Origin of the sequence: Ochrobactrum sp. CGA5, assembly GCF_006345815.1 — a bacterium.
Classification (GTDB): Bacteria; Pseudomonadota; Alphaproteobacteria; order Rhizobiales; family Rhizobiaceae; genus Brucella.
This window is the reverse complement of sequence record NZ_VCIG01000023.1, coordinates 1-18,678: the sequence shown is the minus strand read 5'-3', so window position 1 is coordinate 18,678 and position 18,678 is coordinate 1. Positions and strand designations below refer to the sequence as shown.

Below are 18,678 nucleotides of genomic sequence, written 5' to 3'. Positions count from 1 at the left end.
CCCCGCCTCACGACGACGCCCTTGCTGTTCGGCTAACGGTTCCCATCACCAGGGCCCGTAGAGGACTTTCACCTCCAAGTCATCGACCGGATACCATCCCGGTCAAACGGTGATTGCGCACCACGCGCCATGCTCGGCGCACCCAATAAAAAGCCGCCTGCCCTGGGCAGGCGGCATCAAATTAAAAAGGTTGAGGTTGAACTACTGCGGTTTGCGGACTACGCGATCTCTGTATTCGTCGCGCGTGATATCGCCGGCGACATAGGCCGCTGTTGCCTCTTCCAACAGTGGATCGTGGATATAGCCCTGTCGCATATTTGCGGCGCGCGCCTGATCCGTAGCTTTTTTGCGCCTGGCAACAGCTTCCGGAGATCGATCCGGACGGGGGGCATGAACGTTCATCTTCAAAACTCCTGTTGCAGTTCATGCTAACACAAAAAGCGACCAAAATCCAGAAAACAAAGGGATTTTCGCGACTTTCGGTGCGTTGCGCCCAGCACTTGGCCGGGCGCTGTTGGGCTATCAATTGCGCGGTTCCCATTCGAGAACTGCCTGAAGGCTTGGGTCGTCCTGTCCGCCGAAACGGCCCAGGTTGGCGTTGTAGTTCAGGCGGCGGATCGAGAGATTGCGCTTGAAGCCTTCGCCATCGGCCTTTGCCTTTCTCCAGATCCCGCCAACTTCGATATTGAAGCCACGTGGGGATTTGGCGAAAACGCGGTGCGTAGGAGCGTCAGGGTTTTCCGAATTGAAAGGCACGACCTCAATGTCGATGTCGTCAGTTAGGGTCGAGATGCGGCCTTTGCCGGAAGCGGTGTCGAGGTCTTCGCTAGAGAACTGGATGAAGTTGGTGATTTCGTTGGTCATGGTATTCACTCCTCTATGTGGTTGCGATGATCGTTCACGGGCACGCCGGTAAGCGGTGTCGCACCCTTGGGCCGGAGCGCAGCGGAGGAAGCCGAGGGCCGAAAAATTTGTCGCGCGAGGAGCCGCAGGCGGGGAAATTTTTCAGGCTTCCGGCTTTGCGGCAACCGCGTCGACGTGCGAACGAGCGTCGAAAGCAACCGAATTAGAGGTGTGCTCTATGCGCCAATATGGCAACTCGTCTTGTCGGCATAGACCGTTTATATAATACCGATATTGAAACGCATGATAGCCGGATAAAGCGCTTTTTCAACAGGTCTCGTGCACTCATGGCAAATATGGATAACTGAAACGGTTCTCTGCGCCGATCATTCGATAATGCCAATATGGTTATACAGAGGCGGGCTTATCTGGAGGCATGGGCCCGTCGATAGAGATGCGGGCTCTCTACGTCCGCCGCCCAAATTCCTAACAACCGTTCGCGGGCTTCATTTTCGGCATACCCGTAATCGGCTAAGTCGATGCCGTGGTTTCGCGGCAAGTAGCGTGACATCGCTTCGGCCTACCCTCCGCGCAACCAGGCCGTATGGCCACCGCGCGGCGAAAATGGAGCGAAAGATCAATGTATCCCCTCCATTCCATGACGGGCAGCAAGCCCGAACACCGAGCGGGCAAGATGCAGTTCGCCGGCGACGGCGCGCTCTGTCATGGCGCGCAAATAGCCGCCCGGCGACTTCACTTGCCTCTCGTCGAACTTCTGCAGTGTAATGGCGATGGCAATCGCGGCGGCCTGTTCCCCCATCTGATCCACCGCGCGACGGCGTGCATCTTCGGAAATACCCGCCATGCGGCAGACTTGTGGGACGAGCCGGGCTAATTCAGCCCAGTTGCGGGGGCGCGACATTCCATAAGTGGTTAGCGCCGGTATTGCCCGTAATACATCCTGCAGGGCCACTAGCGCATGTGGCGGGTGGTGCGGTCGATTGTTTTTACCCGAATTGCGCCCCAGGCTTTTTTCGAAAGCCCTCTTACCGGTCTTTGGGAAACTGAGTTGTTCGGCGCTAGCCGAACGCATTTCATCACTCCTACTTTCAAGAGAATAGGGGTTTGTAATCTGTTTGTGCATGTCGTTTTCGGCACACGGGCATGTCGAATCTTCGTTTCTATCGGACGGCTGCTCACGGTGAGGCAGCTGCATCACCCGCTCGACGATCCATTCTATCAAGCCTGTTGCGCGACGCAGAACAGCACTTGATGCCTTGCTCGCGATGCCTACTGCATCGAGAACACGCTCGAAACGCTTTTCGATTATTGAGCGCAGCCGAGCGGGGAGGTCCTCCATAGTGGCGAGCGCGTTACGCAGATTGCGAACGGCGCCGCGATAGCGACGCAGGTTCGCATTGAGTGCTTTCTTTTCCGCCTTTGCCTGTCGGACCATCCCATCGAGTTCCCGGAAGCGGGCGGTGAGAACGCGCAGATCGATGCCGCAAGCCTCGGCAATACTGCCGTCCGCATTTCGGACCGGATAGCGCTTATAATTGCCGCTGTCCTGCATGGTGATTAAACCGGCATCGAATAGCCGTGACAACATACGGCTCACACGTCCCTCGGATCGTCCAATCTCGAAGGCAAGCGCCGCATTGGATTTGAACACGATCGGTCGACCACCTTTGTCATAGCTCTCTGCTGGAGCCGTATTGATCAAAGCAACAAGCAAGTGCGCCTCTGTGCCATTGATGAGGCCAAGGCAAGGGAGTGACTGCGCAAGTCCGATCAGTTGGCCGCGTGTAACAGTTCCCATCTCTGCGAACCGCGCCATTCGACGAAACTCGGTTCGTTGTGGTGTCTGTTTACGGCCAACCCACCGTACAGGTTGTAGGGCTTCCTCCATACTCCTCATCTCCTCACTGAGGACCAGGCAAAGATTTCCCGTTCGCCGAAAAGCGTTTCTGTTTGACATTGGAAGATGGGAGTGCGATTCTATTTTTACTGAAAGTTTGAAATTTGCACCCCGCTTCCGGATTTATTCGGGAGCGGTTTTTCTTTTTTACCCGGTCACATTCTCCTCAAAGTTTGGTATTCGACGGCAAGGAATGTTACCGATTTGGTTCATTCCGACAACCCATAAACAGACGTTCTTCCTAGAAAGTGTGCTTTATAGCTCAATATATTTAGAATTAAGGACCATAATTACCCTTATGAGTCATCCAACCGGTATTTCTGTATTACCTTTTCGGTAATATGAATTGAACTCACCCGTTCTATTAGCCTAAGCCATCTCGCCTCTCTTAATGGGCCTCCGGCAACCCTACATCGCGATATGAGCGCGCGGGTGCCTCCGGCCGGCGGCGTTCGCTACGCTCTCACCGCAAATGGCACACTAAAATTGTTTGAAGATCCAAAACGGATTAACCCGAGATCAGGATTCTACTGAAGGGTCTTCGATGTTTTCAGATAAGCGGCGGGTTGGAATCTGGATTCAAGGCGATTAGATTTTCGGCGTTCAAAGCGGATGGAGACGTGACCAGATTGCGTTGAACGGCCCCGGTGTCTTTGGGAAGAGCACCGGGGTTTAATTCCTTCGGCCAACTCCGGGTTTGGCGCGAAAAAACGATTGAGCGCTTAAAAACCCAATGAAGCCATCAAAAAGCGTCAGACATCTTCGAAAGACGGTCACCCTATGGCGATGTAGAGAGTATTCATGCGATTTCAACCGCTGCCGCGGAGTTAATTTTTGTAAGCACAGCTTTCAATCAAAGGCTTGTTTACAATTTTATGTGCAGTATCAACTTATGAACGACAATTACCCTTCGTCAATGATCGATTGGACTGGCCAATCATCTTTCAAACGCCGACAACGCATCCGGCTATTGGTCGCCGTTGTTGTCATGTTGATAGCTTTTGTCGGGGTCACGACGCTCGCTTACAGCCTCCTCGCGTCAAACACATCCGGCCGCGCCATCCTTTCAGAAGATGCATCTTCGAATGAAATGTTTGACTGACCCCAACAAGTTCCCTTCGCTTAACCTGTTACAGGACACTGAATGACACGCCGCCCTGCCGATCAGTATCCTCGACATTCAGGGATAAAAGATCATGGGCGTCGGAAGGTTTCAGTTCCACTTTCTGGGCATCCATCGCCGCAGCAATAGTCTGCTTATTCCCCCAGAGTTTTCCTCGCCTTGTCATATCCGGACCGTCCGCAGACTCCGCAATACTAAATTCAATCTGGCCAGCATCAACATCGGTATCACGCAGACTTTTCACCACGTCCATCGCTGCAAACCGGCGGCGATGGCCTACGTGCAAGCGGACTATACTCATATTCCGATCTCTTTTAATCAGCGGTATTCCATGCACGCATTGTTGGGGAACCCCATTCGATTAACCTGAGATGGCCTTCTTCTTTTGGTGTCCATTCGCGATAGACGTTTCCGATTCATGGCTGTGCCTTAAGAAACGGGTAAAAGCAGTCTCATATTGAGACGAGACCCCCGCTTGCCCTCATTCCTGAGAACAGGAGCTGGCGGATTGAGAAGGTCCCTCCCCTCGACTTCTGTGTCAGAGACCGCAGATATCCACCAGGCGAATTGATGGTCGATAGTTTCTGCAGAATCCACGCAATAGCGGTTGAAGCGGTTTGTGGCCCCATAAAACGGATCGCTTCCTGATAGGCTGATTGACTGATGCCGAGAAAGCCCGAGACAATACGCGAGGCATCGAGAAGCTCACGCCATGTGCCAATTCCGTTCGCACCATACTCGCGGATATCTGGACACGATCGAAGCACCTGGTCGAGAGAAATGGACGGGGTTAACTCGGCAGAGGTTTCTCCTTCAGGCTTCACAGAGACTGGTGTTTCTGCAGAAGGTGCGTTCAAAACAATCTTTTTGACATTTTGAGATTCAAAAAGGGATTCTGGCAGGGATTCATTATGCTGCCGCTCATATTGAGCGACGCTGCCGCTCATTTCCGGAACAATCTCTATTGTTTTCAGAGCGATAGCCAATTCACCACGAATGGCTTCAAAATTGACCCTGATCGCGGACAGTTCATCAAGAGATGCACGACGAGGGATCGCGTCGACAACAGCGCGGAAACGAACGAACAATGCTTCGAGACACTCACCAAGCTCACCTGTTTCTTCGGCCCTATCCGTAAAAGCTGCCGCCATATCTCGGCGCATGACGGACACTTCGTCGCGAAGACGCTTCAGTGCTTTCTGATCGGCGAGAATCTTTTCCGCGATAGCAGCAATTTCAGATGCGCGATCGAGCAAGGGCGCAAATGAAAAGCCGAAAGCAAGCTCGACGCCGCCTTCCCTATCTTTATGAGCATAGCGTTTGCGCGTCGGGCTATCTTTGCGCGCTATGATTCCCGTTTCGATCAGGGACGCCAGATGTCGACGCAGTGTAGACTCCGGCATGCCATGGGCACGCAGCGAAAGCTGTCGGTTTGATGGGAAAACGACAAGGCCGCTTTTCTCACTGATGTCGTCGTCAGGAAGAAAAGACAAAAGCGAACTCAGCACAGCAAGACAGCGATCGTTCAGACCGAATTCAGCCTTAGCGACGCAAAGTTGTTTGTAGAGCGCCCATCTGTTTACGCCCCTGCCCTGCTTCGGCTTCTCTTGCCGGTTAGAATTCTGGGCAAACGCCTTCATTCGCCCACGAAATGCGGACGTGTCAGTCTTTAGAATTTGCATTCCCTCTCACCTTTCAAAAGGCAAAAGAAATCCACCCGCCAAAAAGACGCTTACGACTCTTGACACTGATTCATGGAAATGCGATTCTCTGATTACCACATCCGAGAGAGGCTTCCACGACGGCGACGTTTTGGGGGCCTTTTTCTTTTGGTCGTTATCCTTCTTTTTCGTCTATCAGATACTGCGCATGCAGCTCAGGCATTCGTTCCGCAAGAAAGTCAACGAACCCTTGAGGAACATTTTTTTGAAAACTTAGCCGTGAACCAGCCTTGGACCGAGCAATCGTTGCCAACAGTTCGCCGTTTGCTCGGATTTCACGCTGTACTTTAGATTCTTGTGTTGCTTGCTTCATATCGGGTTGTTTCAAAGCAGCGACAGCGGCTTGAAAACGATCCGACGGCGAGCTTGTCAACGCCTGCTGAACTAGAAGCTGGGCATTGGATCGTGCGTTCCACAGTTCGCAAAACTCGAGCCAACGTCTGCGTCCTGTGTCAGGCGCCCTTCCTATTAGTAGCAATGTAGACTTCGGAACAGTAGTCGTGATGCGTAGCATCTCAGACAGATGTGACTTTGTCGTTGATAACGAGGCGCAAATGATATCACGCCGAAAACCTGCTGCTTCCTGTTCATGCGCAAAAAGACATTTTTCCAAAAAGCTAAGGTCTTCTCGATTAGTGTTCTCTTCACCTTGAAAGACAATTGCCTGTTCGTCAGTAAGTTCCTTGATAACGGCCCGGAAGGGCAAACCCAATTGCTTTGCTGCATTCCAGCGACGGCGGCCAAACACGATCTGATAATGGTGTGTTCCATCGTCCAACGGACGGACGAGACCAGGAACGATTTGTCCCCGTTCTCGCATTGACTCAACGATCTCTGCTATTGCTGACTCTTCATAAGAGCCATCAAAGCGATCTTGAATTGGCGACGGAGCAATATCATTAACGTCAATGTCAATGATGCGATCGCCGTCCTTCAGAATTTTCGCGAACGTCTCCTCGCGTTCGTGAAGCTGGCGAAGCCCTGCCGCCACTTTTCGAAGATGAGGCGATGGCGAAGCTGCTGGCGTCATGTCGCCAGTTTGCTCTTGCGGCTTCACAAGGTTTGCGAAGATGGATCGGGAATCTTTCCGGCTCATTCTCTGCCCCATGCTGTCCAAAGCAGCTTTTCGATTTCATCGTTCACAGCATTGAGTGACTCCATCGCCCTGTCATATGTTTTGGGCGCTGAAAAACGTGATCGCTGCACTTCATACAGGCTTTGCTTCCACGTGAGTGCATCTGCTACCGCTGTCGATTTCATAACCATATTCAGCAAGAGGTCCTCGCCGAAAACCTGTCGCATAAGAGCGGTCATATTAGCCTGCGGGTGATCGTTTGCTTCAAATTTGGTTATGATGAACTTTGCAAAATCCCAATCAACTTCGGCTCCGGCATCATTCAACACTTGCATATACGATGCTGCGAGCTCGAGAAACTTTCCAGTAGCGTCAACATCGAGCATATGAGCGGGTACAGGAATTATCACACCCGTAGCGGCCGTAAGCGACGCAAGCGTCAAGAAGTTTAGGGATGGCGCTGAATCCATCAGGATAACGTCGTAGTCGTCTGAGACCTGATCCAACGCTTGCGATACACGAAGGAGGAAGTTGGTGCCACTTTTGCGCATCTGAAGTGCTACTGCAGTTTCAAACTCTGTCAGTTCCAATCCCGCGCAAATTACATCGAGTCCCGGAATATGCGTCTGATGGATCAATTCTTTAGTGGGCCGGGGATTCTCAAACTGGATCGCTGCGTACAGAGTATCATCAACCCGTGGATCAAAATTGGGAAGCGTACCGTGTAAGCTGGTCAATGAAGCTTGCGGGTCAAGGTCCACAGCGAGAACGCGATAGCCCTTCAACGCGAGATAATGCGCTAAATGAATCGTCGTCGACGTCTTGCTCGACCCGCCCTTAAAATTCGTAACTGCAATTATATGGCAAGCTTCGTCTCCGGTGCGTCGTGGGTTCATCCATTTCTTACGTCCCTTCGACGCAAGCATCATTCTGAGTTCAAGGACTTGTTCTAACGTATAAAGGCGGCGCCCATTGGATGTCACCTCTGGCGTCGGACCTATATCTTTTTGAACGACTTGGCGGATATAAGCTTCCGAGACATCGAGCAATGCTGCGACTTCCGTCGACGAAAATTTACGCATTTCTCGACGGGCATCTGGCGGATATTGAGCGATTGAAAGATTCTGTAGAGCGCTTTCGAGCTTGCCCGAAAAATCCTGCATAAACTGAAGACTGCTCAGGTGGCGATTCACGATTTTATCCTCATTGAATTGGAGCATATTAGACGCCACTAGAGTTAACGAATGGTAAAACCAAATGTAGTTTCGCAAAAATACAAAAGTGCGAACATTTTGCGCAACTTCAAACTAGTCCGATTCGGGCACTGAGAAAAGAGAAAGTTCCCCGCGGGGAACTTTTGAAAATTTTGTATTTTGGAGTCTGAGGAGGCGCGGTGACGACCCACGGCTTCATCTTATATATTGCATAAGTGCTTTATGGTTCCCCGCGGGGAACTTTATTCCTCGAGTGGTGCGCCCTCCCCTCTTGCAGTCTCCAGAATGCAGGGCATAAAGATGCGAGACTACGCATAAAGATTCGTGTGAGCTTAATACATATCGTTGTACGGCTCTTTGGTTTCTCCAACTATTCGGGCAAGCTCGGAAAACGTGCTGGATCGCGGAGTTGTTTCCTTGTTTGCGGCCTCGAGAATTCGGATAGGGAAGCAGACGGCGTCACGGCTCGAAAGATTGAGATCCTCGACAAAACGTTCGTCGCTTCGCGCTATCGCTTCGGCCTGCTTAAGTGCTCCGTTTAGATCTATTTGCGTGAGAACGCCTTTTTCAACCAGGGCATGATTGATGGCAATAATTGCCATACAAAGTCCTTCGATCTGCAGATTGGCTACGTTCATTTTCACCTCCTGTTGCTGGAGGAGAATAACGCTGGGCTGCTGTCTTTTGATCCATGGGTGTTTTGATGAATAGTCAAGAGCGGCGCTGACGTCTCTGTTCAGATAGTTGTAGGAAGCAATCGGGTTCGTCGTGTTTCCAATATAGAAAATTTCAAAACTCGGTTCGCGCCATCCTGAAACTAATTCGATCGATTGTTGCACGGGACTTAACGGTGTCGATAAACACTATGCTATTGAAAAGGTGGGGCTGACAGGATTACGTTTGACCAATTTCAAACGGGGGCGGCTTGCTATGAGTGTAGCGGAAGAAATTTGTTTCGAATTTTTGTCAGATGATCCACAGGATACGGACGGTTTCTCCGGTAAGGGGCACGAAAGGTCCGCACGAGCCTTGGCAAACGCCATCGTCAAATTCTCAGAAGACAACCGTTCAATCGGACTAGAGGGAAGCTGGGGCAGTGGCAAGACAACCGTCGTCTCAATGGCGGACAAGGATCTTGCGACAAGCCATCCAAATAAGTTTGCATTCTTTTCATTTGATTTATGGGCAAGCCAGAGTGTCGACTTTCGTCGTGCGTTTTTGGAGGAGTTTCTGGATTGGTCCAAGCAGCACATTACAAGCAGCCGTGCATACGATAAGCTCGAAAGACGCGTTCGCGGCAAAACCAAGGTTGTTGAGACAGAAAACTCCCGTGAATATTCCATTTTCGGCTATTTGCTGATGGGCGCCTTGTTTATTCTGCCTTTTTTGATCCTTTGGCTTAGTCCTTTTTCCGCCAATCTCCACAAAAGTGTGGGCGGCGTAAACAATTCCACGACTTCCGAGATGAGTTTGCCGATAGTCTTCCGGTTGCTCAATGACTACGGTCACTGGGCCGCCGTAATATTAATCGGCTCTGTCGCCATAGGCTTTGTTGCCCAAACGGTCGCTTTTTGGCGAGCTAAAGGGTCTTTTAGATCCGCCTTGGACGCGACGTTTTCCCTCTTCGCGCGGAAATCAGACAAAGACACCGTAACCCAAACCATTCGCGACGGTGATCCTACGCAGTATGAGTTCCATCAGATTTTCACTGAGATACTATCATTGGTGCAAAAGGCCGAAAGGCGGGTGGTGCTTGTTTTTGATAACATTGATCGTCTGCCTAAAGAGCTTATTCAAGAAACATGGGCCAATGTTCGATCGATTTATTCACGTGACAGCTACCGAGAGAAGGCGCCCGGTCATGTGGTAACCGCAGTTGTCCCCTATGATCGAGCTCATGTTCTGTCGGCATTTGAAGATGAACCGATTGACATCGCCAGCGCGCAACCGAAGTCCTACGCACTTGAGGATGTTTTTAGGAAAACGTTCAGTGCAGTGATTACTGTGGCCCCGCCAGTAACATCTGATGTCGAAGCTTTCTTCGTGGAATCCCTGGAGAGGGCTCTACCCGCTGAATTTGAAGAGGGGCACAAATATCGTCTCTTCCAGATATTTGATGTGTTTCTCACCGAGAAAGTGACGAACCCAACGCCCAGACAAGTCAAATCGTTTGTCAACGATGTCGGCATGCTCTGGTTCCAATGGAGGGGCGCAATTTCAATTGAAGTGATAGCGATCTTCGTTCTGCATCGTTCAAAACTGGAAGCTGACCCACGAACGCTCCAGAATCCAGACACGATCGGAGTTCGCTATCGACATTTTGCTCCAACGGAGCAGCTCGATAGTGAATTGGCTGCACTAGCTTATAATGTGGAGCCGAATATCGCCTTGGAAGTGCTGTTGGAGCGGGATATCACTGCCGCCCTTCGCAATCCCAAAAGTGATCGCCTGAAGGAACTTTCCAACTCGCCGGGCTTCAGAAATCAACTCGACAGAATTCTGATGCAACAATGCGGTGTCTGGGCGGCGTCATCATTGAAAGATTTTGAAGCGGCATTGACTAATTATCTTAGCCTACAGCTCGAATCATCAATCAAGATACTCTGCGACCGGCATTTCGCTGGTGCCATTTCCAACCTAGCAACGTTCGACCTTCTCTCATGGCAAGAGCATAAGGTATTATTCAAGATCGTAAATTGTGTACCGGAAACCCACGTTTTCGAGCACTTGAACGCGATCGCCAACTGGATGAAACGGTGCCTTCCAGAAACGCGCACTCAACCACTTGGCAGAGCTTGGGTGAACTTCATTGGAGGTTTCGTAGAAAAAATTCGCGAGATCCATGGCGAGCCCAAAGCTCAATCGGCCATCTCAAAGATTTCCGTGCCCTATTCAGCCGAATTTTATGTAGGCGTCGCGCTAGATTGTGACGACGCACAGTTACATTTCTCCGATTTTGCCAATATTGCGCAGCGATACTCAACCGAGATTGGCGAAGCGATGATCGTTTTGGGCATGAAAACTCCTACCAATTTTCCATTTGTATGGCATGAACTTCAATTCGCGTTGAAAGAGGCAGAAAGAGTCGCCATTTTCGAGAAACTTTTTGACCAATTACAGTCAAGCACTATGGCTGACAACGAAGAAGGAAGACAAGCTTACCTGGAAAATCTTGCCCTGGTGGCTGCCGCTTGTCGTAGCAATTCCAGTATCATCACCAAGATCCTAGCTGGTACTGTAGATGGAACATTGCCTTGGCATGCCTGGAAATCGAACGAGGAACAGGATTGGGAGGGGCTTTCCTATGCTATTTGGATTACGCATCTGGCATTGGAAACAAAGCCCGTTCCTGCCATATCTACCACGAGTGTCTCTGAGTTTGGGGAAGTAAGCACCTCTCATAAATGGTTTGCTGATTGCTACACTGGTGCGGTTCCTGTCGAGGCTCTGAAAATCCTCGCCGAAGTGGTTGCGAAGCACGGCGAACTCGATCGCTGGGCCAATGCCTTCGTAAAAGCACCCAATCATTCACTTTATAGGCAGGTACTGACCGAGGTGCTAGCATCACGGAGCTATCTACCCATCAAGATGGTCAGCTTGATCAATGGCTACCCTGTCCTCAAAGCTCACTTCAAGGCAACTGACATTGCTGCATTGGTAGATGGTGTTGGCAAACTAACTTCCGCAGAAGATATCGAACGGATCGATTTATCCAAAATCAACGCCGGATTTGTGCTGGACATAGCTGAAGCGCAGGTGGACGCGTGGGACCTGTTACTTGGGCGAGTTGATCGGCATCTAAAAACCATTTCGGGCGCCGATTGGGAAGAAGCACTTGTCAACGACAATCAAAACCGTCAGCTACTGTTCGCTAGAGGTGCTCACCTTCATGGCGTTATTCCTCCAAATCACTTGCGCGCTCCGCTGGCAGACTTTGTAACAAAGATCATGATTTCAAAAGATCAGTCCAACGCAGATTTACTCAATCATACAGTATTTTGGACCGCGCTCTCTTCCAGCAGTCGCAAAGGGGTTTCGGCCGATGTGTTTGAGCGTATTGTCGATAAACCCGTAATGCACGAAGGACTTTTGCTGGCGATGACGATATTTCCCGGCTTGTTCGCCGATTTTCCACTGCAGGAACGTCCGGAGATATCGATATCGAAAATTCTCATGCCATTGATCTCAGGTAATCCGCAGAAGGCGCGTGACTATGTGTCGTTGGCTCCGTCTATTTGGGCGAATTGCGTAGAGAAGGTTTCAATAGAAATTCGAAATCAGCTTCAAGACTATTTTGCTGGCTATGACGACTCTGACGAGCACCAGTCGAGCCTCGAGGATCTCAGAAAGTTGATGAAGCTCCGCAAACCTAGAAAGAGGTCAGCAACAACGGAGTCTGAGTTCACCAATGGATAACTTAGTCCATCAATTTGGCGGTGAGGTATGGTGTTAATTGCTCTTTAAGTGGCCTCATTTTACCCAATTCTAAAGCAGCCTTGATGCCCGCCCGCTGCGCCGCTTGGCATCGTTATAATAGTCGGACGCCTGCTGCACGGAACGATGGCGCGATTGCTCCATCGCTTCGGGGAGTGGAATGCCACGATTGGCCGCTTCCGTGAGATAGCCGGAGCGCAGGCCGTGGGCTGAGAATTGAGCCGCATCGAGGCCAGCCATTTGCGCCCGCTGCTTGACGATCCGGTTGATGGCGCTCGGTTCCAGCGCCCGTGCCGAAACATTGCCCCAGCGATCGACTTTTCGAAACACGCTGCCCTTGTCGATTTTTGCCGCTTCCAGCCAGCGGGTGAGGGCATCGACGGGTCGGCCGGTCAGATAGACGGTTTCATCGTGATCGGCCCCACTTGTTTTGGTGCGACCGAGAAGGATGCCGAGTGAGGGGAGGGGAGAACCGTCCTCGTCAGTGACAGGTACCTGTTTGACAAGCTGTTCTACGCGCAGGCCGGCGACTTCGCTGCGCCTGCGCCCGCCTGAGGCAAAGGCTACCATCAGGATTGCCCGGTCCCGCAAGGCGGTTAGGTCCTCGCCGGAACAGGTTGCCAGCAGCTTGCCCAGAATATCGCCGGTAATCGCACTGGCACTCTTGCAGTTGCGCGGCCGGTTCAGGGCGCGCACCGCAAGCCGGGTGGCCGATTTGACGGACGGTGCCGAAAACGATCCTTCCAGCCCGCGCCAGCGGGTCAATGTCGACCAGTTGGCAAGCCGACGACGGACAGTGGCCGGCGCATGCGGTCCCGACACGCGCAGAAAACCTTGTTGGCGCAATTCCTCTTCCACGTCGGCCGGCATGCCGTGATCAGGTTCGATCTCGCGTTGCTGCGGCCGCCATAAATGATGGGCGATGAATTTCAGGAGTAGGGCTTCCGGGGCCGGAAAGGGGAGGGGATTGCCGGTCGCAGCCATCGACCAGGCTTCGAGATAGGCCAGGTCCGACGTCAGGGCGCGCAACGTGTTTTCGCCCATCCCTTCATTGACCAGATGGCGCAGCGTTTCGACATCCTGGTCGGTCAGAACCTCGGCCAGCATGTCGCGGCGGTTCATCGGCAAAACGGCGGCAATCGTGTCGAGTGCTTCAGCGCGCAATATTGTCCTTGATCGATCACTCTCAGTGATCATGGGCAAGCGGGCCCAAAACAATCGCTCCTTCGGCACGGCCGGCGCCCGCAAGTTTACGATCCAGTGTCGCCAGCGGCAGGCTTTCTGTCAGGGCGAGCGCCAGATAAGCGGCATCGTAAGCACTAAGCTGGTGGCGTCGCGCGACCCGAATAACTTCTGAATCCTCACTGCGCGTTACAAGACGCAGCGGCAGGGCGCGAAAACGCGTTAGGGCTGTGTAGACCATGTCCTCAGCGATACGACCGCGCTTTTCAGCGCTCAGCAGAATGCTGCGGATTTCATGCTGCAGAAGTTCCGGCGCAACCGCGTCTTCATCGGCCAACTGGTTCATCATCTCGCTGGCGAATGGATGATCTTCATCAGGCAGCAGCCAGGCACCGGCTACGGAGGCGTCGACAATAAAAGCCATCAGTAGCGGCGCCCTTCTTCAACCCATGAGCGGATTTCATCCTGGGTGACAGGTTGCGCTTGGGCCCGGAAAGCCCGTACGGCTTCAATCGCGGCCAGGCGCTGTCGCCGTTCATCAAGCGCAACGAGGCGCGCAATGGGTGTGTTGCCACGCGAAATGATCACCTCTTCGCCCGCTTCAACCCGCGCCAGCAAGTCTGAAAGATGCGTTTTGGCTTCGGCGACTTTCACGGTTACAGTCATGGCCAGATCCTAAGGCTGTTGGCAGCAAATATCGTTTCATTAGGGCTGTTGTAGCGCTTTTCTGCAAAATGGTCAACACATTGGTCATATCACCTTCGATAATGTATAATTATCGATGGTGATATGCCCAACCCAACAGCATCATCAGTACCAGACATTAAATAACGACTAGTGTCCGTTATAGAAATTGTTTACCATTTTTTCAATGCGTTACCATTTTGACCAACTGCCCCTGAAGACCTTGCTGTCGCCCTTGGCCCGTGCCAGTGAAGCCCTGGCGCGTCTCGATGAGCGTCTTGCTTCTTCGCCGGTCGGCGCGGGGCTGATCGAACGGTTGCATTGTGCCGATGCCTGCGCCTCGCTGTGGCTCGATGGCGAGTTGGTCGAAATGGAAGATCTGGTGCTGCATGAGGCAGCGCGTGATATCCGCTCGCCGAGTCACGCGCTGACCATTGCCCGCGACGTGTTGCAGACAAGGCGGCGCATTGCAGTGCAGGCACCGGATTGGGCGCTGAGTGCGAACGGCTTGCGTAGTCTTCGGATTGGCGGGCAGGCGTGGCCTGCTGCATCGCCTGGTAGTGGCATCCTCGTGGAGAGCGAAAGCATGGCGGTGTCCGATGCGGCGGTCGACTGGCAGGACCGGGACGGGAAGAAAAATCGTGGGGATAACGGGCTCGACCTGCCTGGCATCGATCTCGGCGCGATCGACGCGGTGCTGGCACGGTCCGAAGACGTTCTGGCCAAAGCGAAACAGCCGCAGCGGTGGCCGAAGCCGGAGACTGACCCGCTGATCCGCGATCCCGACTGGGATGAAGAGGAGCGGCTCGAGGAATGGCGAGCCGTGTTGCGGTCGATCCGTGATCAGCCGCCGGTGTTGCAAGCCGTCCTGGCGCTTGATGCCTGGAATGAACTGGCGGTCTTGCAGCGGGCGCCGTGGCTGGGTCGTTTGCTGGCGGCATCCCTGCTCCGGCGCGAAGGGCTGACCACCAACGCGCATCTGGTGGCCTTCAATGCGGGACTGAAGACCATCCGCGTTGAACGGCGGCGTCATCGCAATTTTGAAATCCGGCTTATGGCCAGTCTCGACGGACTGATGGCCAGCATCGAACTCGGTTTTAAAGAGCATGACCGGTTATTGCTGGCGCGGCAAATGCTGGAACGGCAGCTTACTGGCAGGCGGGCTTCGTCCAAACTCCCGGGCCTGATCGAGCTGGTGCTGGCGAGGCCGCTGGTTTCGGCCGGCATGATCGCCGCGGAACTCAACATCACGCCGCGCGCTGCCCTTCGCCTCGTCGAAGAGCTGAACCTCCGCGAGCTGACCGGCAGGGGGCGGTTTCGGGCGTGGGGGATCGTTTGAAGACGATGTTTCAGGTAGTTCTATAATTCTACCTGAGGAATAGCGAACCGCCCCTTGCTTCAGTCGGGCGCCACACTCAAAAAGGCTGGTTTCCTGCCCCATCGGTTCTGAGAGCGGAGTTGGGAAAGCGGTCATGGGAGTGGCCGTCGTGCTACATCCGTAACGCGCCCGCGACACGGCGGATGCGATGGCCAAAGCGATAGGAATAGATGAAAACCAGTGCCTCATTACATCGCCCCTTTGCTTGTTTTCCGCCATTCCCACGGTTCCATGAAACTCCCCTGCCAAATGCCTGCCTTAAGGCTTTGTGCATCCTTCTGAACGTCGGCATAGGCACCTTTCGAGAACTGGGGCCAATCAAGCGCGTGACCGTCACGAACAAGCCATCTTGCCAGGTCCTGACCGTAAATATTCTCGCAGGTCGCTACGATTCTTCCGTATTGATCAGTATCGCGTTGAGCACATACGATGGGCTGAGCATCATTGAGATAACTGGCCAGCTTCATCGCGCCGATCTGGCCGCATCGATATTCGTTACCGGATGTATCTTGGCACGTCTGTCCACCCTCAGGAGCGTCGACGCCCCATATTCTGATGCGCTGACCATGAATTTCAATTGTATCGGCATCGATGACAGATGCTCGCCCCGCTAGTGCACGGCGCTGGAATTGACGGTCGAACCGATGGTAATAAGCTCCAACTTTTTGCGCAAAATCACCCGCGGAACTCTGTATTTCGAGGCCGTCCGGGAGCTCGGATGCTTCCTGAAAGGAACACCGGAGAGCGGAAGAGAAACGCGCGCGCAAGTGTTAATGACAAGGAAACCTTGCAACAATGTAGAATATAGCGGTTTGTAATAAGGAAACCCCGGACGGAGGGGTGTCACATCCGGGGCTGCGCGATCCGACGTTTCCCGTTCATTGCTATCACGCCTCGAAAATCATCTCATAAATCAAGGAAAACACAATGGCCAGATATCACTTAGAGCACGCCCATCGAACGCGAAATCGGGTTGAGGATTCCCTTGGCTGCCGATCTGATGCCATCGCCCCGACTGTTGATTTGGTCGGAGGCAATATGACCCGAGCTTTCAGTGATGATCTGCGTAGCCGCGTTCTGGCTGCGTCACGCGATGGCATGTCGGCGCGATCAGCGGCGGCCTGGATCGCCAGCGCACGGGTGGGTCAGTTGACGCCTGCGAAGAAGTGCCGACGCGGTGGCTCACGAGGACTTCATCATCGGCATGATCGAAGAGGAAAAGGATATCACGCTCAACGAGATGGTTCTGCGATTGCGTGAGGACAGAACCATATCGATCGGCCGCAGCGCGCTTGACGTCTGGCTGCGAAAGCGCGGCTGGACTTTCAAAAAAAGACCGCACATGCACTGGAGCAGGACCGTCCTAACCTCCTGAAACGTCGTCAGGACTGGTTCGACGGCCAACTCGGTCTCGATCCGGCGCGGCTCGTCTTCATCTATAAAACCGGACTGAGCACGAATATGTCTCGGCTTCGCGGACGGGCCCCTTGCGGAGATCGATGCCGCTCACCGGTCCCGCACGGCCATTGGAAGGCAACGACGTTTACCGGAGCGCTCAGGCTATTGTCATTAAGCATGTAATAAGGACCCCATTTGAGGGGTTATCGGCATCCAAACGGGGCTCTGACGCAATCTCGCTGACATCAGGTCGCTCCGATGACACGTGCTTCCAGCAGATCGAGCTTCCCACGTCCATACATTTGCCTCTTGATGAGTTTTAGCTTGTTGATCTGTCCTTCGACCTGGCCGTTCGACCAAGGTTCGGTGATGGCGGCAGACACCGCGGCCTTGTCTTTCAGTATCCCGTTGGCGAAGGGAGCAAACAGACTATCGCGTGCATCAGCGATCCACGGGTCGAGTTCTGTCTTGGCCTTCCTTCGGATCATTGTCTGGAAACGATCAATTAGGTTGCGAGCTTGGATCAAGGCGGGAACGCCGGCTTCTATGGCCGCAATAGTGATTGTGTCAGCCTTACTCAGTTGATCGCGAGCAGTTGTCATCAATCGGGCAATCCTTCTGGCGGATGGCACTTTTTGAAGTTGCTGTTCGCAGACCCGCTCAGACCGCCGTCGCCTTGCGGCCCACCCCCCAACGACACGAGAACAACCACGGAAGCCTTTGCACTTTAGCTGTCGCCAGAGTTCAGCGCCGTTGTGCTGCCCAGACCCCCAGAGTTGATCCAACAGCGGCAGATAGGCCTCAAGGGAACTTTGTCTGACACGGAACACATCAGTTCTGTGGCCGCGGACGATCTGGCGAACTGTTCCGCGGCTATAGCCGGTCTGTCGCACGATTTCCTTTATTGGCACGCCATCGGAAGCCAGCTTGGTGATTGTCGAATTCACGTCCTCACGCCGTAGATAGCTCTCATATTGCAGTCGTTCAGCGCAAGTGAGTAGCGCAGGATTGATCGTCGTAGCACCAATTGCGGTACGGATCGCCCGCATGGATTTGCGCACGACGTCAAGGAACGCTGCGCTGGCGTTCTCCATCAAATGCCAACGATCTGCGACCTGCATGGCATGGGGTAAAGCCTTGGCAGCAGCTTCACGATAGCCGCCGCCTCTATCGCGTGAAACAATCGCTATTTCGGGGTGCTGAGCAAGGAACGTCGAAACTGTCGCGATCTCCCGATCAGGCAGAAGTTTGACAATCCTTCGCTTCTCAAGATCACATACGACGGTGCCATAGCGGTGATTGCGGCGGAAAGCCCAATCGTCAATTCCGACGGCGTTTAGAGCATCATCCGGCACCATGGATTTTCTTCTCACCGCACGGATGAGTGTGTCATTGCTAACCGGGATCATCAAGCGTTTGGCAATGGCTGCTGCAGGCCGCCCTCCCAGAGCCAACCCGAGATGATGTACGATGGTATCAAGCCGAGCGGTTCGACGGCTGCGCTCCGGAACGATAAGCTCTCCAAAACCTTTCGACGAATATCCGGCGACGACAAAGTGTCATTGGTCTGCCCCCTGAAAAGTGGTCCTCCCTGAAGTAGGCTATTGAGCCGTAGGAGGACGTTGGAATGCCCCAGAAGAAGCACAAACCCGAAGAGATCGTCGCGAAGCTGCGCCAGGTCGATGTTCTGCTGTCGCAAGGAAAATCG

At 53.1% G+C, this 18,678-nt stretch carries 15 protein-coding genes and 2 pseudogenes; 3 read left to right on the top strand and 14 right to left on the bottom strand.

The features are described 5' to 3' along the window. Positions 1 to 201: 201 nt before the first annotated feature. From FJQ48_RS12670 to FJQ48_RS12635, 8 genes are all read right to left on the bottom strand, one after another. Positions 202 to 402 (bottom strand): antitoxin VbhA family protein, encoded by a 201-nt coding sequence (locus FJQ48_RS12670; protein ID WP_128095055.1) that lies wholly within the window; start codon positions 400 to 402, stop codon positions 202 to 204. 120 nt (positions 403 to 522) lie between these two features. Continuing rightward, positions 523 to 864, bottom strand: a complete 342-nt coding sequence (locus tag FJQ48_RS12665) for a DUF736 family protein (protein ID WP_139975409.1) — start codon at positions 862 to 864, stop codon at positions 523 to 525. A gap of 616 nt (positions 865 to 1,480) precedes the next feature. After that, entirely contained in the window at positions 1,481 to 2,752 is a 1,272-nt protein-coding gene (gene repC, locus FJQ48_RS12660) for a plasmid replication protein RepC (RefSeq protein ID WP_139975408.1), read from the bottom strand. Between the two features lie 1,139 nt (positions 2,753 to 3,891). Continuing rightward, entirely contained in the window at positions 3,892 to 4,185 is a 294-nt protein-coding gene (locus tag FJQ48_RS12655; RefSeq protein WP_247870378.1) for a hypothetical protein, read from the bottom strand. A gap of 151 nt (positions 4,186 to 4,336) precedes the next feature. Next, entirely contained in the window at positions 4,337 to 5,566 is a 1,230-nt protein-coding gene (gene repC, locus FJQ48_RS12650; RefSeq protein WP_139975407.1) for a plasmid replication protein RepC, read from the bottom strand. A gap of 154 nt (positions 5,567 to 5,720) precedes the next feature. Beyond that, complete coding sequence (gene repB, locus FJQ48_RS12645) at positions 5,721 to 6,701, bottom strand: plasmid partitioning protein RepB (RefSeq protein WP_139975406.1); 981 nt, start codon at positions 6,699 to 6,701, stop codon at positions 5,721 to 5,723. Next, positions 6,698 to 7,873, bottom strand: coding sequence for a plasmid partitioning protein RepA (gene repA, locus FJQ48_RS12640; RefSeq protein ID WP_041545811.1), 1,176 nt, complete (start codon positions 7,871 to 7,873; stop codon positions 6,698 to 6,700). Before repA ends, repB begins: the two co-directional genes overlap by 4 nt. A 353-nt stretch (positions 7,874 to 8,226) precedes the next feature. Then, positions 8,227 to 8,532, bottom strand: a complete 306-nt coding sequence (locus tag FJQ48_RS12635; RefSeq protein WP_139975412.1) for a hypothetical protein — start codon at positions 8,530 to 8,532, stop codon at positions 8,227 to 8,229. A gap of 292 nt (positions 8,533 to 8,824) precedes the next feature. Between FJQ48_RS12635 and FJQ48_RS12630 the strand changes: the two genes are divergently transcribed. Continuing rightward, positions 8,825 to 12,310: a P-loop NTPase fold protein gene (locus FJQ48_RS12630; protein ID WP_139975405.1), complete on the top strand. Its 3,486-nt coding sequence runs from the start codon at positions 8,825 to 8,827 to the stop codon at positions 12,308 to 12,310. 69 nt (positions 12,311 to 12,379) lie between these two features. Here the strand turns inward: FJQ48_RS12630 and FJQ48_RS12625 are convergent, their stop codons facing one another. From FJQ48_RS12625 to FJQ48_RS12615, 3 genes are read right to left on the bottom strand one after another with little or no spacing between them, the layout of a single operon-like run. Continuing rightward, a complete protein-coding gene (locus tag FJQ48_RS12625) occupies positions 12,380 to 13,525 on the bottom strand; it encodes a site-specific integrase (protein ID WP_139975404.1) in 1,146 nt (381 codons plus the stop codon). Beyond that, on the bottom strand, positions 13,515 to 13,934 hold the full coding sequence (locus FJQ48_RS12620) for a type II toxin-antitoxin system VapC family toxin (protein ID WP_100649044.1): 420 nt from the start codon (positions 13,932 to 13,934) through the stop codon (positions 13,515 to 13,517). Before FJQ48_RS12620 ends, FJQ48_RS12625 begins: the two co-directional genes overlap by 11 nt. After that, complete coding sequence (locus FJQ48_RS12615; RefSeq protein WP_100649045.1) at positions 13,934 to 14,176, bottom strand: type II toxin-antitoxin system prevent-host-death family antitoxin; 243 nt, start codon at positions 14,174 to 14,176, stop codon at positions 13,934 to 13,936. Before FJQ48_RS12615 ends, FJQ48_RS12620 begins: the two co-directional genes overlap by 1 nt. 196 nt (positions 14,177 to 14,372) lie before the next feature. Between FJQ48_RS12615 and FJQ48_RS12610 the strand changes: the two genes are divergently transcribed. Next, positions 14,373 to 15,533, top strand: coding sequence for an RHE_PE00001 family protein (locus FJQ48_RS12610; protein ID WP_139975411.1), 1,161 nt, complete (start codon positions 14,373 to 14,375; stop codon positions 15,531 to 15,533). A gap of 227 nt (positions 15,534 to 15,760) precedes the next feature. Here FJQ48_RS12610 and FJQ48_RS12605 read toward each other — a convergent pair whose 3' ends face one another. Continuing rightward, a complete protein-coding gene (locus tag FJQ48_RS12605; protein ID WP_247870377.1) occupies positions 15,761 to 16,339 on the bottom strand; it encodes a thermonuclease family protein in 579 nt (192 codons plus the stop codon). A 271-nt stretch (positions 16,340 to 16,610) separates the two neighbouring features. On the opposite strand from FJQ48_RS12605, the pseudogene FJQ48_RS12600 reads away from it, so the two are divergent. Next, a pseudogene (locus FJQ48_RS12600) lies at positions 16,611 to 17,147 on the top strand (IS630 family transposase); the annotation flags it as partial. Positions 17,148 to 17,215: 68 nt separating this feature from the next. On the opposite strand, the pseudogene FJQ48_RS12595 reads toward FJQ48_RS12600, so the two are convergent. Together FJQ48_RS12595 and FJQ48_RS22750 are read right to left on the bottom strand one after the other, a co-directional pair. Beyond that, positions 17,216 to 18,469 (bottom strand): annotated as a pseudogene (locus tag FJQ48_RS12595) (ISL3 family transposase); the annotation flags it as partial. Next, a partial coding sequence (locus tag FJQ48_RS22750; RefSeq protein WP_247870376.1) for a hypothetical protein occupies positions 18,379 to 18,678 on the bottom strand: 300 nt, incomplete at its 5' end. The pseudogene FJQ48_RS12595 and the gene FJQ48_RS22750, both read right to left, overlap by 91 nt.

Coding starts and splice junctions, on each gene's coding strand:
- FJQ48_RS12670 (WP_128095055.1), bottom strand. CDS start 402: ATGAACGTTCATGCCCCCCGTCCGGATCGATCTCCGGAAGCTGTTGCC.
- FJQ48_RS12665 (WP_139975409.1), bottom strand. CDS start 864: ATGACCAACGAAATCACCAACTTCATCCAGTTCTCTAGCGAAGACCTC.
- repC (WP_139975408.1), bottom strand. CDS start 2,752: ATGGAGGAAGCCCTACAACCTGTACGGTGGGTTGGCCGTAAACAGACA.
- FJQ48_RS12655 (WP_247870378.1), bottom strand. CDS start 4,185: ATGAGTATAGTCCGCTTGCACGTAGGCCATCGCCGCCGGTTTGCAGCG.
- repC (WP_139975407.1), bottom strand. CDS start 5,566: ATGCAAATTCTAAAGACTGACACGTCCGCATTTCGTGGGCGAATGAAG.
- repB (WP_139975406.1), bottom strand. CDS start 6,701: ATGAGCCGGAAAGATTCCCGATCCATCTTCGCAAACCTTGTGAAGCCG.
- FJQ48_RS12635 (WP_139975412.1), bottom strand. CDS start 8,532: ATGAACGTAGCCAATCTGCAGATCGAAGGACTTTGTATGGCAATTATT.
- FJQ48_RS12630 (WP_139975405.1), top strand. CDS start 8,825: ATGAGTGTAGCGGAAGAAATTTGTTTCGAATTTTTGTCAGATGATCCA.
- FJQ48_RS12625 (WP_139975404.1), bottom strand. CDS start 13,525: ATGATCACTGAGAGTGATCGATCAAGGACAATATTGCGCGCTGAAGCA.
- FJQ48_RS12620 (WP_100649044.1), bottom strand. CDS start 13,934: ATGGCTTTTATTGTCGACGCCTCCGTAGCCGGTGCCTGGCTGCTGCCT.
- FJQ48_RS12615 (WP_100649045.1), bottom strand. CDS start 14,176: ATGACTGTAACCGTGAAAGTCGCCGAAGCCAAAACGCATCTTTCAGAC.